Raw genomic sequence first — 17,013 nt, 5'->3', positions numbered from 1 at the left:
TTTAATATTTAAATAAAGATTAACCATCGATCTGGCAGGATCACACATCACCCGATAGGGTAAGGGGGAAATAATGTTTAGCACGCATTTAATCAGAAGGGTCTGATTAATTGGATACATTCATCATTTACGATAGTTAATCTATCTAGATGATAACAAAAAATGATTTAAAACATAATTTATTTTGTAATGAGTACAAAAAATGAATGATGAAGTAGAGGGAGTTCAAGACTCCGAGCCTGCTAGCATTCGTGAGTTAATCGAGCAATATATTCAAGGACGTTTGAATGAAAAGCTAGAAAAACTTAAAGCGGATGACACGGCAGAGCGTAACAAGTTATTAGAAAAATATGAGGTTGAAACGTGGCTTGATGATGCAAGTTTGCGTATTAGCCAATTACGTTTGGCGACTCATACGCCGAAACAGCATCATCCTGATTCAAAAGCATCTGCCATGTTTTATAGCAATACGGATAAAACACATGACTATGTGGGTTCCCAAGGTATCAAACTAGATGCGGATGTCATTGGTAATGCAGCTGTACTCGATGTCTTTAAGATGCTGCGTTTATCTTTTCAAGGTACGTCGTTACTAGAGCGTTTGTTAAATGCAGATCAGGAATTAATCACAGCATTGTCTGTGAAATCTGAAACGGCACAACTGCGTTATGAGCGTTTTTTAGCATTTAGTCAGTTGCCAACAGAACTCAATGCAGGACGTTTATCGAAACAAGTGTTATTTCCTGTGCAAGATGATGAATATCATACCTTGGTGATTTTATATCCGAGTTCATTGGTTCATCGAGCGTATCAACAGCTCTCATATGATCGGTTTAGCGATGAGAGTAAAGCACTACATGAAGCACGGTTTAAAAAATTACATCATGCACATGAAAGCCGTGAATACCCGAATCTATTGGTACAAAATTTTGGTGGTTCTAAACCACAAAATATTTCACAGCTTAATAGTGACCGTCGTGGCTCTATGTGGCTATTACCGTCTATTCCACCAACTTGGAAAGGTCAGCAGATTGAACTACCAAAACGTGGTTCGGTTTTTACAGCCTATTTAAGCAATCGTAAAGACATTAAGCCTTTGTTGCATAAAATCGTGGCTTTGTATCGTAAAGAAAATCGTCGTAATAATGATGAATTCCGTTCCCAGCGTGATGATTTGGTCTCTAAATTGGCGGATTGCATCATTGATATGAGTTTTGAACTACAACAAAGTGCGCCATCAGGCTGGACACAGGATTCTAATTTTAGTCGTGCAGAAAGCTTTTGGCTCGATTATGGCTACCGAGAAGCACTGTTTGATAAAGAAGATGCCGAAGAATTGACGGAAGAAGAAACCGAGTGGTTACAGGCCTATCGTGAACGAGATTGGCATACTGAAGTGGGTTATAACTTTGGCAAATGGCTCAATGATATCCTCACCCAAAAAGGAAAAATTTTGGATTTAGATGATCATGAAGCCCGTGCTTGGTCTCTGATTTTACGTGACAAATTACAATTGCTGAAAGAGGAGTTTGCCTAATGCATCGGACTTATCCTAAAGCATTGTATGTTGTACGTTTAAATGTTGAAAATGCATCTATTATCAGTAGTCATTTAACGTGGGGCTTCCCAGCACCGAGTGCATTCACTGGATTTATGCATCATTTACAGCGTCAGCTGAATCAAATTGCTGAATATGCATCTATTGAGTGTTGTGGTGTCGGGATTATATCTCATCAATTTAACCCACAAATTACCAAAACCAATAGTTTCCGCTATTCGCCTTATCAACTGAATTTGGCTCGTCACCCCTTGAAAGCAGATGGTTCTACACCAGCGATGATTGAAGAGGGCAAGGGACATTTTGAAGTCAGTTTAGTGATTGGTTTGGCGGGAGATGGTCTTGATCCGCATCTATCTGCCAATGATGAAGATTTATCTACTCAGACACAAAGCCTGTTAGATCGATTAAATCACTTGGTCTATAACATGCGTTTGGCAGGTGGTTCTGTTTTCCCACATAAGCGTGTCAAAGCTAAATTGATCAATTGGTCAGAACATGATGCGGTAGATAAAACCAAAATACTACGTCGGAGTGTATTACCAGGCTTTGCTTTACAGCATCGTCATGAGCTTTTGATGGCACATCAAAATTGGTTGGCTCAGTATCCAACATATTTAGCGACTCAGAAAAATAGTCCTGATTTACTCGATACTTTATTGGACATTCACCGCTTCAATTTTGTCAGTACTGCACAGGAAGCATCAGTCGATCAAGAGTCAGTAGACGGTGTTTGGACGTTACGACCACGGCCTGAACATTTAAAAGGTTGGCTCGTGCCGATACCGATTGGTTATGCAGCTTTAACGGATTTACAGCCTCAAGGTGTTATTAAAGGATTACGTCATGATGACTATCCTGCCACCTTTGTCGAAACCTTAATTAGTTTAGGTGAATGGCAAAGCCCACATCGTATTAAAAATATTGTCGATACTTTATGGAATTACAACACTGAACCTAAAAATGGGCTGTATGAGCTCGTTCAACCATTTGCACCGAAGTTAGATATCGACACGTCATTACCACACGAAGACACCCATCAATCATTTGAATTTGAATCTGAAATAGAAGAAGAGGAATTTTAATCATGGCTAAGAATGACAAATTAAAAACAGCATCGGTACTTTCATTTAACCGTCATCTTGATGCATCAGATGGACGTATGTTTGCCGTAAATTGGGTGGAGATTGCACAAGGCACAGGTAATACACCAATTTTAATTCAAGCAAAATCTGTGCGCGGTACGATTTCGAATCGCCCTAAAAATAGCAAAGAAACTGATGAAGCAGCAATTAATGCAGCAGTGAATAAACCAAATTTACAAACGGTTGATGTTGCTGCTTTACCACAAGGTAAAGATACGGTTGCCGTGACGTTTAGCTTACGTGTATTGCCAAATGTAGGTCGTCCATCTGCATGTAATGATGCAGCATTTGCTGAACGCCTTGAAGCGGCGGTGTCAGGCTATGAAACAGCGAATAAGTTTAGTGAACTTGCGAATCGCTATGCTGTGAATTTAGCCAATGGTCGTTTTTTATGGCGTAACCGTATTGGCGCTGAAAATGTTACGGTCACAGTTGAGCGTTTAATTGATGGTAAGAGCGCAGAAAAATTAAGTTTTGATGCATTACAAAATCGTTTAAATGAAGCAACTGTACACCAAGATCAACAAACTGAAATTAAACAGCTTTCAGCTTGGATTGAAGCAGGTTTAAGTGGTCATGAGCATGTATTACTTAAAGTGACAGGTTTTTCTCGTTTAGGTGAGGGACAAGAAGTCTATCCATCACAGGAACTCATTTTAGATACGAGTAATTCCAAAGGTGCTAAAAGCAAAACTTTATACTCATTTGGCAACAACGAAGCTGGTATGCATTCTCAAAAAATTGGTAATGCACTACGCACAATTGATATATGGTATCCAAATGCAGATAAACCGATTGCAGTTGAGCCGTATGGTTCAGTGACTTCAGAAGGTAAGGCGTATCGTCAGCCTAAAGAAAAACAAGACTTTTATAGTTTGTTTGATGCTTGGGTTAATTACAATAAAGTACCTGAACTTGAACAGCAGCATTATGTAATGGCGGTTTTGGTTCGTGGTGGTGTATTTGGCGAGAGTGATAAATAATGAATTATTATCTGGAATTAAAATTTCTGCCAGATGATGAAATCTCGATTAACTTTTTATGGTCTAAAATTTATAAACAGCTACATCTTGCATTGGCTGGTTTAAAAGACGAAAGCAGTAAGGTGAAAATAGGTTTTTCATTCCCTGATTATCGTTTTGATCCTCAAAAAGGGAAGGGATTTATTGGCGAAAAGCTACGTATCTTTGGCTTAAGTGAACAGGAATTAATTCAACTGGATGTGCCAAAATGGCTCAGTCGTTATTTGGATTATGTACACATTAGTTCTGTAAAAGCAGTACCTTTAGAAAAAGTTACTGGTTATGCAGTCTATAAGCGTAAACAAGTGAAGAGTAGTGCTGCCCGTTTAGCACGACATGATGAGAGAAAAGGGCGCTTTAGTTTTGAAAATGCCTTGGCACATTATGGTCAGTTTGTACAAACAACTGATTTACCCTATATCAATATGCTGAGTGACAGTACATCTGAAGATTTAGCATTAAGTCAGAAACATGCTTTTAAAATTTTTATTGAAAAGCAATCTGCTGAAAAATCTGAAACTCAGATTTTTAGCACTTACGGATTAAGTTCGGTGTCATCTGTACCCGAATTTTAACCCAATATTTTTTCACTCTTTAACAGCTTAATAAAATCAATAGCTTATGATAGTGGTTTAAAACTTGGGTCTTTTGAGAGATTTAAGAGTTAAATCACTGTTATAACTTTATTTTTTGCTTTAAAATTGCTGTTCACTGCCATACAGGCAGCTTAGAAAATATCGCAAGCCTACAGCGATTTGAGGTGACTGTTCACTGCCATACAGGCAGCTTAGAAAAACGTGCAGGCGAACTATGCCACCGTGTAACGGTTCACTGCCATACAGGCAGCTTAGAAATAATGCATCACGAATACGACCCATACGAGAAGGTTCACTGCCATACAGGCAGCTTAGAAACTCAATCGGTGCATAACCCTCTTCAATCCTGAGTTCACTGCCATACAGGCAGCTTAGAAAGTGGTTATAGTACATATGGCATCGGGCTGCACGTTCACTGCCATACAGGCAGCTTAGAAAGATTCCATTGAGGACAAGTTCTGCCCAGAATTGTTCACTGCCATACAGGCAGCTTAGAAAATTCACTGTAGGATTGAGAGATTCGTACAAATGTTCACTGCCATACAGGCAGCTTAGAAATCCTACTGCCATTGAGCTTGGATTATTTAGTGGTTCACTGCCATACAGGCAGCTTAGAAATCAAAAACCAAGACTAAAGGCAAAGTTGATAAGTTCACTGCCATACAGGCAGCTTAGAAAAGAGCAAATAGTTTTGAATGTTCTGATGAATAGTTCACTGCCATACAGGCAGCTTAGAAATGTATGTTCAAAGCCAAACTTCTTGTAGAAGCGTTCACTGCCATACAGGCAGCTTAGAAAACAATGAAACACTAGAACAAGTTGCGCTCGCAGTTCACTGCCATACAGGCAGCTTAGAAAATCCGTTGTCTCAGTCGCTTCGGGTACAGTGCGTTCACTGCCATACAGGCAGCTTAGAAATCTTATCGGGTTGCACAGCTCATTCAATTAACGTTCACTGCCATACAGGCAGCTTAGAAAGAAGCGCAATTTAAAGCAAACTTAAAACTTTTGTTCACTGCCATACAGGCAGCTTAGAAAATTTAGCGGCAGCGGGCGCGGGGGAAAATGGTGTTCACTGCCATACAGGCAGCTTAGAAATTTATCGAGCCACCAGCTCCCTTCCTCTGGAAGTTCACTGCCATACAGGCAGCTTAGAAAAGTTGTTCGAGTCGTAACTATCTGTTGTTTTAGTTCACTGCCATACAGGCAGCTTAGAAAAAACTTCACACGATGCGCCCATGACATAAGGGGTTCACTGCCATACAGGCAGCTTAGAAATATATAGATCTCTGCTATAGAAGAGTCACAGTGTTCACTGCCATACAGGCAGCTTAGAAAATACTGACCTCTTTATTATTATTTTTATTATGGTTCACTGCCATACAGGCAGCTTAGAAAAGTATCGCCGTTGCGGTCATTGGTAAGGAATAGTTCACTGCCATACAGGCAGCTTAGAAATATGCAGAATAGGTATTCTTATTCTTAAAAGTGTTCACTGCCATACAGGCAGCTTAGAAATGTTCCAATTTGTTCAGGCGTAACGGTATAAAGTTCACTGCCATACAGGCAGCTTAGAAATCTGCAAAAAGTGATGCCAGTTGTGGTGAAAAGTTCACTGCCATACAGGCAGCTTAGAAAACATAAATATGTGGTATCTGTAACATGCTTGAGTTCACTGCCATACAGGCAGCTTAGAAAATTTCATCAATTGAAGCCTTTGCAGCTTCCTTGTTCACTGCCATACAGGCAGCTTAGAAATCCATAAATGACAGCTAATTTTGTTTCAGTGGGTTCACTGCCATACAGGCAGCTTAGAAAAATTCAGCACAATGTCACTATTCACTCGATCAGTTCACTGCCATACAGGCAGCTTAGAAATCCCACTCATCCGCCGCACTTCTAGCTTCTTCGTTCACTGCCATACAGGCAGCTTAGAAATTATTCCATCGCGGAAACTGATCCGCCGCACCGTTCACTGCCATACAGGCAGCTTAGAAAAAGTGAGTCGATTGTAAAATCAGTTTTACCCTGTTCACTGCCATACAGGCAGCTTAGAAACAAAGCCGAACGGAGAAAAGGCAGTTTTCATTGTTCACTGCCATACAGGCAGCTTAGAAAAAGCCGAACGGAGAAAAGGCAGTTTTCATTGAGTTCACTGCCATACAGGCAGCTTAGAAAAATAAAACGAGCATTAGGAAAAATATCTTTAAGTTCACTGCCATACAGGCAGCTTAGAAAACATGTTTTGGTCTGCAACATGATGTGCTTCAGTTCACTGCCATACAGGCAGCTTAGAAAATTGTGTTGCATTGTCTTTAAGCTGTTCAGCTGTTCACTGCCATACAGGCAGCTTAGAAAAACGGACGGCATTGATTTTACCAAGCTTAAAAGTTCACTGCCATACAGGCAGCTTAGAAAGCCTGCGAACATCAAGATTAACAATAGTTATTGTTCACTGCCATACAGGCAGCTTAGAAAATTGATGCAGATTTGAGATTCTTGCGTTTCTCGTTCACTGCCATACAGGCAGCTTAGAAATTTATGGCTAGATAGACACCAAAACAAAATAAGTTCACTGCCATACAGGCAGCTTAGAAATATTAGATGCTCTCAAGTTATCCCATTTATTAGTTCACTGCCATACAGGCAGCTTAGAAAACTTCAAACTTTTATCAATGCATTTGGTTACAGTTCACTGCCATACAGGCAGCTTAGAAAAAGAAGTTCATCAAGTTTTGCTTTCAATCCTGGTTCACTGCCATACAGGCAGCTTAGAAACAGTTGATACATTTGCAGCAATCAACGGCTTAGTTCACTGCCATACAGGCAGCTTAGAAAATGATGTATGGAACTGTAAACTCTTGTGAACCGTTCACTGCCATACAGGCAGCTTAGAAAAGATTGTTTCGATGTCAGGAATGATGAAAGAAGTTCACTGCCATACAGGCAGCTTAGAAAATACCAAAAACGTGCTATTGATGCTGCAATAAGTTCACTGCCATACAGGCAGCTTAGAAATCCTTTACTATAGCTGCTATATTAGATGGGTAGTTCACTGCCATACAGGCAGCTTAGAAATTAAAGCACTTTCAAAAGTTGAACAGTTAAAGGTTCACTGCCATACAGGCAGCTTAGAAAAGTGTAATCGTCGACATAATCCAAAAAACTAAGTTCACTGCCATACAGGCAGCTTAGAAATAGTTAATGATGAAGACTTCTATCTTATTGATGTTCACTGCCATACAGGCAGCTTAGAAAATTGTTAGTGAGAACAGCCGAAAGGGTAATGAGTTCACTGCCATACAGGCAGCTTAGAAATTACTTTTTGGATAAATTGCGCAGATTTATTCGTTCACTGCCATACAGGCAGCTTAGAAAAATGGGCAAAATCCTCCACTATATAATTCAACGTTCACTGCCATACAGGCAGCTTAGAAATCCCGACCATACTCATCAGATAATCTTCTGCGGTTCACTGCCATACAGGCAGCTTAGAAATTTTTGAATCGCAAATGCTGCGGCGTATGCAGGTTCACTGCCATACAGGCAGCTTAGAAATTTTGGCGGTTTTTTATTATCTGGAGAAAAGAGTTCACTGCCATACAGGCAGCTTAGAAATATTTCGCCATCAACAATCGTTTGATGTTGCTGTTCACTGCCATACAGGCAGCTTAGAAATGAACGGGAAATATAGAGATAAAATAATTTCAGTTCACTGCCATACAGGCAGCTTAGAAATAGTAGAATGGCGTGACATAAAATTGATCGATGTTCACTGCCATACAGGCAGCTTAGAAAAAATCAATCCAAACCCTGTCATTGCTCATGCTGTTCACTGCCATACAGGCAGCTTAGAAAAAACGGCTTGATTCACGGATTATGGATTGAACGTTCACTGCCATACAGGCAGCTTAGAAATTGCTCTAACCACTTCGCAATGCGAGTAATTAGTTCACTGCCATACAGGCAGCTTAGAAAGATTTAAAAACCTTTGTGATTTATCACTCTGGGTTCACTGCCATACAGGCAGCTTAGAAATAGTACAAAGCAGTCAAAAAATTAATTAAAACGTTCACTGCCATACAGGCAGCTTAGAAATGTACCACATGAAAATCTTATATTCACCAAATGTTCACTGCCATACAGGCAGCTTAGAAAAACAGAAAAAGAAAAGGTAATCTATGCGACCCGTTCACTGCCATACAGGCAGCTTAGAAAAAGCTATCCATCGGCAAAGCAACAGTTATTATGTTCACTGCCATACAGGCAGCTTAGAAATACAAATGATCAGATCATAAAGTGAGTATGCCGTTCACTGCCATACAGGCAGCTTAGAAATATTAGACGCCTACAACGCCTACAAAACAGAAGTTCACTGCCATACAGGCAGCTTAGAAATATTTCGGTTACTTCAACAACTGAAGAAATGCGTTCACTGCCATACAGGCAGCTTAGAAAAATAAATGTCACTGAATATGCAATTTTAAATAGTTCACTGCCATACAGGCAGCTTAGAAATAGTAAAGCGCTAACCACTTTACCTAGTAAAGGTTCACTGCCATACAGGCAGCTTAGAAAATTTGTCTCGGTCTGAACACTAGCTGTTTTACGTTCACTGCCATACAGGCAGCTTAGAAAATCTTTGTTAAACATCATTTGCCGAATGTTTCGTTCACTGCCATACAGGCAGCTTAGAAATCCATATCTGCTTTCATTTCAGGCAAAACAACGTTCACTGCCATACAGGCAGCTTAGAAATCTAGCAGTAACTACAACATTCGCTGGCGGAGGTTCACTGCCATACAGGCAGCTTAGAAAAAATAGTCGTGATGACGTGTAATTTTCTTAAAGTTCACTGCCATACAGGCAGCTTAGAAAATTTTCATTTAAAACAGGATCGCCATTTTCATGTTCACTGCCATACAGGCAGCTTAGAAAAGCATCAGCCATTCCATTTGCTTCAACCCTGCGTTCACTGCCATACAGGCAGCTTAGAAAATAACGGGTGCAAGGTATGGTCCAACGTAAGGGTTCACTGCCATACAGGCAGCTTAGAAATTATGACAGGTTCAATTATGGATCTGCGGCTTGTTCACTGCCATACAGGCAGCTTAGAAAATCCACGATTATCAGGATTGATATTGATCACTGTTCACTGCCATACAGGCAGCTTAGAAACATTATCAGTGATTTCGCAAGTATGTTTTCGTGTTCACTGCCATACAGGCAGCTTAGAAACATTTGAGATATTACTTGAGAATTAATGTAACGTTCACTGCCATACAGGCAGCTTAGAAAATAAATCTCGATCTTCATAGTCAAGAAAAGACGTTCACTGCCATACAGGCAGCTTAGAAATCAATTTTTAGCCCTGTTGCTTTTGTGAACATGTTCACTGCCATACAGGCAGCTTAGAAATCACTCAGAGGGCTTTTTAATTACTTCAGAATGTTCACTGCCATACAGGCAGCTTAGAAATATTTTCTCCAGACATAAAAAAACCGCCATTGGTTCACTGCCATACAGGCAGCTTAGAAAGTACTGATAGCTGAAATCCAAGTACAGGTCGTGTTCACTGCCATACAGGCAGCTTAGAAATTGCTGAACGATCAAAGTCCCATCAATTGCTCGTTCACTGCCATACAGGCAGCTTAGAAATACTGTAGATGCGCTTCTAAAAGCCTCTTCCTGTTCACTGCCATACAGGCAGCTTAGAAAACATAGCATCCAAGCGTTCAGCTGCACCGATGGTTCACTGCCATACAGGCAGCTTAGAAAGTGCGAATGCAAAAGTATTCACCTTTCCACTTGTTCACTGCCATACAGGCAGCTTAGAAAACTTGCAAATCGTTGATCTGTACGACGCTCAAGTTCACTGCCATACAGGCAGCTTAGAAATAATCAAGTTATATTGCTCTGCTAGGATCTTAGTTCACTGCCATACAGGCAGCTTAGAAATATTGCTGCAACGCCTGTATATGAGGGGCAGTGTTCACTGCCATACAGGCAGCTTAGAAATAGACTATCCCGAAGATTACACCAGTCCTAATGTTCACTGCCATACAGGCAGCTTAGAAAACTACTTCAAAGAGCAAAAGCTTTCAAAGGTGGTTCACTGCCATACAGGCAGCTTAGAAATTTACACTTGTTGAAGTGCATGAAATAAATCTGTTCACTGCCATACAGGCAGCTTAGAAAGTTATGCGGACTTATCCATCAGGTTTATCAACGTTCACTGCCATACAGGCAGCTTAGAAAATTAGAAAGCGTGGACTCCCCGATTTCAAATTGTTCACTGCCATACAGGCAGCTTAGAAACGTTGTTACGAAGCATGAAGATTAAATCAGCAGTTCACTGCCATACAGGCAGCTTAGAAAATCTGTTAATTCAGAATGTCCACGAATATTGGGTTCACTGCCATACAGGCAGCTTAGAAATAGTTCATACATTCGAGATTCTCTTGTTACACGTTCACTGCCATACAGGCAGCTTAGAAAGTTGTAAACGGTGAATCAGTCGTTCAGATCTCGTTCACTGCCATACAGGCAGCTTAGAAAAATAGCGCCCTGTTCTTTTTCTTTTTCAGAATGTTCACTGCCATACAGGCAGCTTAGAAACACAAGTTTAATCAACAGGAAAAACCTCTATCGTTCACTGCCATACAGGCAGCTTAGAAAGTACTACCCCCATGCGGTTCAACCGTACTACCGTTCACTGCCATACAGGCAGCTTAGAAATGATTGGCCAGCAGCTGCTACAGACTTCACAAGTTCACTGCCATACAGGCAGCTTAGAAATTATCTAGTTCAGCATCGAATACTTCTGCAAAGTTCACTGCCATACAGGCAGCTTAGAAATAGGATCGAACACATTAACCTTTCAAGAGCGGGTTCACTGCCATACAGGCAGCTTAGAAATCTTTATTTGTATCCCTTGCCTTATCACTGTAGTTCACTGCCATACAGGCAGCTTAGAAAATTCGGGATGCTCTGAGCAGTAGTTTTTGAAAGTTCACTGCCATACAGGCAGCTTAGAAATGACGGGGCTTAGTTTTTGGAGTTTCAAATGGGTTCACTGCCATACAGGCAGCTTAGAAAAATGGCTAATGCTGCTTCATCAATTGATGCAAGTTCACTGCCATACAGGCAGCTTAGAAATACTTGAGCGCCTGCTTGCAAGTTTGCACTTAGTTCACTGCCATACAGGCAGCTTAGAAAGTTTTTAATTCGTGACCTGAACCAATTTCATAGTTCACTGCCATACAGGCAGCTTAGAAAACAACTATTGATACCCACAAAAAGCGTTTACCGTTCACTGCCATACAGGCAGCTTAGAAAAATTACAGAAAATAGGAAATGTTATAGAGAGAGTTCACTGCCATACAGGCAGCTTAGAAAACCACGAGCAAGAACTTTTGCAACTTGCGAAGGTTCACTGCCATACAGGCAGCTTAGAAATAGGATCGAACACATTAACCTTTCAAGAGCGGGTTCACTGCCATACAGGCAGCTTAGAAATCTTTATTTGTATCCCTTGCCTTATCACTGTAGTTCACTGCCATACAGGCAGCTTAGAAAGACCACAACGGAGGGGAGGATGGATATTGAATGTTCACTGCCATACAGGCAGCTTAGAAAATTTGACTACTTCAGACAGCAGCCTAATCAGGGTTCACTGCCATACAGGCAGCTTAGAAAATTTGACTACTTCAGACAGCAGCCTAATCAGGGTTCACTGCCATACAGGCAGCTTAGAAAAGTGTGGCAATCGTGCCCCGAATATTGAATATGTTCACTGCCATACAGGCAGCTTAGAAAGACACCGCCCTCACCTCTGAAAAGCTGTACTTGTTCACTGCCATACAGGCAGCTTAGAAACATTACTGCGCCTTTCCTATAGATACTTTATTGTTCACTGCCATACAGGCAGCTTAGAAATTCTTCATCGGTTTTTTGTTCTATGTCTTTATGTTCACTGCCATACAGGCAGCTTAGAAAAAACTGGCTTTGCTGTTACTTCATAAGTTAGGGTTCACTGCCATACAGGCAGCTTAGAAATATAACCCTAATAAACCATTTGATGATGAAATGTTCACTGCCATACAGGCAGCTTAGAAACGATAATAGAATGCAAGCTGTTACCTATAACCCGTTCACTGCCATACAGGCAGCTTAGAAATGCAATAGCAGCACTTGTATTGGTAGCACGGTGTTCACTGCCATACAGGCAGCTTAGAAAAATCACCATGCAATCCATTCGCTTAGGTGGTAGTTCACTGCCATACAGGCAGCTTAGAAATAAAAACCTTTCGTTTGTGAACGAAGCATCGGGTTCACTGCCATACAGGCAGCTTAGAAAATGATCTAGCATAAAAATAAATAAGGTCGTCAGTTCACTGCCATACAGGCAGCTTAGAAACGAACGGTAGCGGAACTGCGGGACGTTGGGCTGTTCACTGCCATACAGGCAGCTTAGAAAATTCACGAATGGAAGGAGTGATACCAATCCTGGTTCACTGCCATACAGGCAGCTTAGAAATTCAACCAATGCAACTTTTTCGTATGCTTCAAGTTCACTGCCATACAGGCAGCTTAGAAATAATTCTTTTTGTATAGCGACTACATCAATATGTTCACTGCCATACAGGCAGCTTAGAAATATGTCTATGCTTGGGGATGCAAAACCAAAGAGTTCACTGCCATACAGGCAGCTTAGAAAATGTATGGTCGATTCATGGGAAGTATGGTCCAAGTTCACTGCCATACAGGCAGCTTAGAAAAACAGCAGTAATTGCGGTTGTGCCATCTGTAGGTTCACTGCCATACAGGCAGCTTAGAAACCCGAAAAAATCTCTTAAATATTGAGTTAGCAGTTCACTGCCATACAGGCAGCTTAGAAATCAAATGGATCGGCTCATCTTAGATATTTATCGTTCACTGCCATACAGGCAGCTTAGAAAATGATCTTTATTGAGTACCGCAATATCGCTTTGTTCACTGCCATACAGGCAGCTTAGAAATAGACCGTATTGCGCCTGAAATGGCTAAGGTAGTTCACTGCCATACAGGCAGCTTAGAAAAGTGCCTTTAGGCTTCTGCTGAATAATATTAAGTTCACTGCCATACAGGCAGCTTAGAAAAGTGATTGATTTCAAGCCTGTAGACGCACTCGGTTCACTGCCATACAGGCAGCTTAGAAATGAGCGCTAAAAAACTTGTAAAAACTAAAATGGTTCACTGCCATACAGGCAGCTTAGAAATTCATAAGCACGTTTTTGGTTAGTGTCATATAGTTCACTGCCATACAGGCAGCTTAGAAATCACAAATTAAAATGCAGTCGGTTTCGTTGCCGTTCACTGCCATACAGGCAGCTTAGAAATGTATATGTTGGAGGGTTACAGCCCGATTATTGTTCACTGCCATACAGGCAGCTTAGAAACAACGAGCAACAGAATTAACACGACCGAAACGGTTCACTGCCATACAGGCAGCTTAGAAACTTAAAATACTCGACCAGTTTAACCACGGTGTGTTCACTGCCATACAGGCAGCTTAGAAAATACATCATCTTTTTTTCACCGTTGGCATTGAGTTCACTGCCATACAGGCAGCTTAGAAATTTATAAAAAGTTCAGTTGGCATGCTTGGCAAGTTCACTGCCATACAGGCAGCTTAGAAATTTAAATGACCACCAAGAACGTGTTGCAGGCAGTTCACTGCCATACAGGCAGCTTAGAAATCAAATTGAGGATGTCAAAATTCAGCGCACACGTTCACTGCCATACAGGCAGCTTAGAAATTTAAATGTTGAACCCCAATAAACTGAGGATGGTTCACTGCCATACAGGCAGCTTAGAAATATAGGTGCAATGTCTTCATAGATGCGAAGGTGTTCACTGCCATACAGGCAGCTTAGAAATCCTCCTAAATGTGATAAAACTGATCCCTATGGTTCACTGCCATACAGGCAGCTTAGAAAGTTGTCTTTAAGTGGGTCAAAGCAGCTTTCTTGTTCACTGCCATACAGGCAGCTTAGAAAAATTGAAATGACTCCAGTAGAACGCAACATCTGTTCACTGCCATACAGGCAGCTTAGAAATTTTTGGATATTTTATTAAATAAATTATTTCCGTTCACTGCCATACAGGCAGCTTAGAAAAAATAGCTAGCATATTCATCACCCATGTAGGCGTTCACTGCCATACAGGCAGCTTAGAAATTGGGGACAGGATATTGCTAACGTTTCTGCTGGTTCACTGCCATACAGGCAGCTTAGAAATTGTCGACATTGGTTACGTTGAAAGGGTTAAAGTTCACTGCCATACAGGCAGCTTAGAAAGATATGGAAATCGTCACCAACGGCAACAAACAGTTCACTGCCATACAGGCAGCTTAGAAATCTCTGATTACCTATATCTATTTGTTCTATGAGTTCACTGCCATACAGGCAGCTTAGAAAACCAGTCAGTTAAAGTGATAGGGAAATTGATCAGTTCACTGCCATACAGGCAGCTTAGAAAAAATTGATCCGCAGCGCTGAACATTGCCCCAATGTTCACTGCCATACAGGCAGCTTAGAAACTTCCAATGCTTGGCTTTATCACTTGGAATAAGTTCACTGCCATACAGGCAGCTTAGAAATAATGTTTCCCCAACTGCTTGTCCAAAAGAAGGTTCACTGCCATACAGGCAGCTTAGAAATCTGGAAGATAAGTATCAAGTTGTTGTTTATCGTTCACTGCCATACAGGCAGCTTAGAAAATCAATGGGTAAAACAACATTTGCTCAAAACCGTTCACTGCCATACAGGCAGCTTAGAAATAAACGACTGTATCAATACTACGAGTCTGCTAGTTCACTGCCATACAGGCAGCTTAGAAATATCAAGTAATTTACGGGAAGATTACGAAGTAGTTCACTGCCATACAGGCAGCTTAGAAATTTAGGTATTGGTGCAATCGAATTTGAAGCAGGTTCACTGCCATACAGGCAGCTTAGAAACTCAAGTGAGGGCACTGTTTGTTACATTGCTGAGTTCACTGCCATACAGGCAGCTTAGAAATGTCTTCTGTGAATGGGCTTTCAAAGTTTGTGGTTCACTGCCATACAGGCAGCTTAGAAAAACCAAAAATATTGACTAGATGTATATGGTGGGTTCACTGCCATACAGGCAGCTTAGAAATGTCAATCATCGTGTTTTTAGCGGTTGTTTATGTTCACTGCCATACAGGCAGCTTAGAAAGAAGGGTGTGTAGTCGTCTCTTGCTTCATAGCGTTCACTGCCATACAGGCAGCTTAGAAAAAAAACTGTTGCTGTACTTCCTGCATATGTTGGTTCACTGCCATACAGGCAGCTTAGAAAAAGTCAGTTTTACGACATCATATCGATTGATCGTTCACTGCCATACAGGCAGCTTAGAAACAACAATCAATGTTGATTCACCTACATCAAATGTTCACTGCCATACAGGCAGCTTAGAAATGGTTATCAATTCACCCTAAGCAAACCTGACCGTTCACTGCCATACAGGCAGCTTAGAAAATGCAGGTCAGCAACTAATGACTTGGGCTGCAGTTCACTGCCATACAGGCAGCTTAGAAATTGAATATCATGAGCAACATTTCGATCACAAAGTTCACTGCCATACAGGCAGCTTAGAAAAAAACGAGCTGCTGCTTTTAATGCACCTGATTGTTCACTGCCATACAGGCAGCTTAGAAAATATTGTCTTAAAGTAGCTTTGCTAAGTCTTAGTTCACTGCCATACAGGCAGCTTAGAAATAGTACCTTGTTGAGTGTATGCATAATACTTAGTTCACTGCCATACAGGCAGCTTAGAAAATCATCGTCAGTCGTAAAAGTGATTTGATATAGTTCACTGCCATACAGGCAGCTTAGAAAGTTTAACTATTTTGCTCAATCCCAAAATCAACGTTCACTGCCATACAGGCAGCTTAGAAATTCATCAATACCGTTACGACCTGGTAACAACTGTTCACTGCCATACAGGCAGCTTAGAAAAGCATGGTATTGATAAGGCGAGGGAGGTTGTTGTTCACTGCCATACAGGCAGCTTAGAAAGAACAAATCATTTATAGTGAGTTGTTCTACCCGTTCACTGCCATACAGGCAGCTTAGAAATAACCATTGATCTCATACCCTATTTCCTAATAGTTCACTGCCATACAGGCAGCTTAGAAAAGTTGATCAGTCGTGAATCTGACATAATTTCAGTTCACTGCCATACAGGCAGCTTAGAAATGTAATTGCTGCACCGCCTAAAACTCCAGCCAGTTCACTGCCATACAGGCAGCTTAGAAAAATCAAGTTGTAGGTTCACAAGCTGCTAGCGTGTTCACTGCCATACAGGCAGCTTAGAAATCATCAGTGATTATGATTTTTTGTGGCTCGATGTTCACTGCCATACAGGCAGCTTAGAAAAAAAAAGCTTGTCATTGTATCGGTACTTGCTTGTTCACTGCCATACAGGCAGCTTAGAAATAAAACAATACTAAAAGCTATGTCAAAGCCACGTTCACTGCCATACAGGCAGCTTAGAAAGCATGGCCGTGTAACGACTCCGATCCTTGGGGGTTCACTGCCATACAGGCAGCTTAGAAATCGTCATCCGAGCACTTTTTGAGGTTTTTAATGTTCACTGCCATACAGGCAGCTTAGAAATCTTTAGGC

At 41.1% G+C, this 17,013-nt stretch carries 4 protein-coding genes and 1 CRISPR repeat array (1 of these 5 only partly in view); all 4 genes read left to right on the top strand.

Translation table 11 applies throughout. The features are described 5' to 3' along the window. The first annotated feature begins 202 nt into the window (after positions 1 to 202). From csy1 to cas6f, 4 genes are read left to right on the top strand one after another with little or no spacing between them, the layout of a single operon-like run. Positions 203 to 1,537: a type I-F CRISPR-associated protein Csy1 gene (gene csy1, locus CDG55_RS14495; RefSeq protein ID WP_087536693.1), complete on the top strand. Its 1,335-nt coding sequence runs from the start codon at positions 203 to 205 to the stop codon at positions 1,535 to 1,537. Continuing rightward, positions 1,537 to 2,643 (top strand): type I-F CRISPR-associated protein Csy2, encoded by a 1,107-nt coding sequence (csy2, locus tag CDG55_RS14490; protein WP_087536694.1) that lies wholly within the window; start codon positions 1,537 to 1,539, stop codon positions 2,641 to 2,643. Before csy1 ends, csy2 begins: the two co-directional genes overlap by 1 nt. 2 nt (positions 2,644 to 2,645) lie before the next feature. Continuing rightward, the gene (csy3, locus tag CDG55_RS14485; protein WP_087536695.1) at positions 2,646 to 3,686 is read left to right on the top strand and encodes a type I-F CRISPR-associated protein Csy3; all 1,041 of its coding nucleotides are present in this window, start codon (positions 2,646 to 2,648) and stop codon (positions 3,684 to 3,686) included. Next, complete coding sequence (cas6f, locus tag CDG55_RS14480) at positions 3,686 to 4,300, top strand: type I-F CRISPR-associated endoribonuclease Cas6/Csy4 (protein ID WP_087536696.1); 615 nt, start codon at positions 3,686 to 3,688, stop codon at positions 4,298 to 4,300. The genes csy3 and cas6f overlap by 1 nt, the downstream gene beginning before the upstream one ends. Positions 4,301 to 4,431: 131 nt before the next feature. Beyond that, a CRISPR array of direct repeats spans positions 4,432 to 17,013; the repeat unit is 28 nt; unit sequence GTTCACTGCCATACAGGCAGCTTAGAAA (it continues 2,514 nt past the right edge of the window).

Source organism: Acinetobacter sp. WCHA45 (genome assembly GCF_002165255.2).
Lineage (GTDB): Bacteria > Pseudomonadota > Gammaproteobacteria > Pseudomonadales > Moraxellaceae > Acinetobacter.
Note: the sequence above shows the minus strand (reverse complement) of the source record. Positions and strands in the feature narration are given on the sequence as shown.

Bases quoted from the DNA above. Each gene is read 5' to 3' on its own strand.
- csy1 (WP_087536693.1), top strand. From the start codon at position 203: ATGAATGATGAAGTAGAGGGAGTTCAAGACTCCGAGCCTGCTAGCATT.
- csy2 (WP_087536694.1), top strand. From the start codon at position 1,537: ATGCATCGGACTTATCCTAAAGCATTGTATGTTGTACGTTTAAATGTT.
- csy3 (WP_087536695.1), top strand. From the start codon at position 2,646: ATGGCTAAGAATGACAAATTAAAAACAGCATCGGTACTTTCATTTAAC.
- cas6f (WP_087536696.1), top strand. From the start codon at position 3,686: ATGAATTATTATCTGGAATTAAAATTTCTGCCAGATGATGAAATCTCG.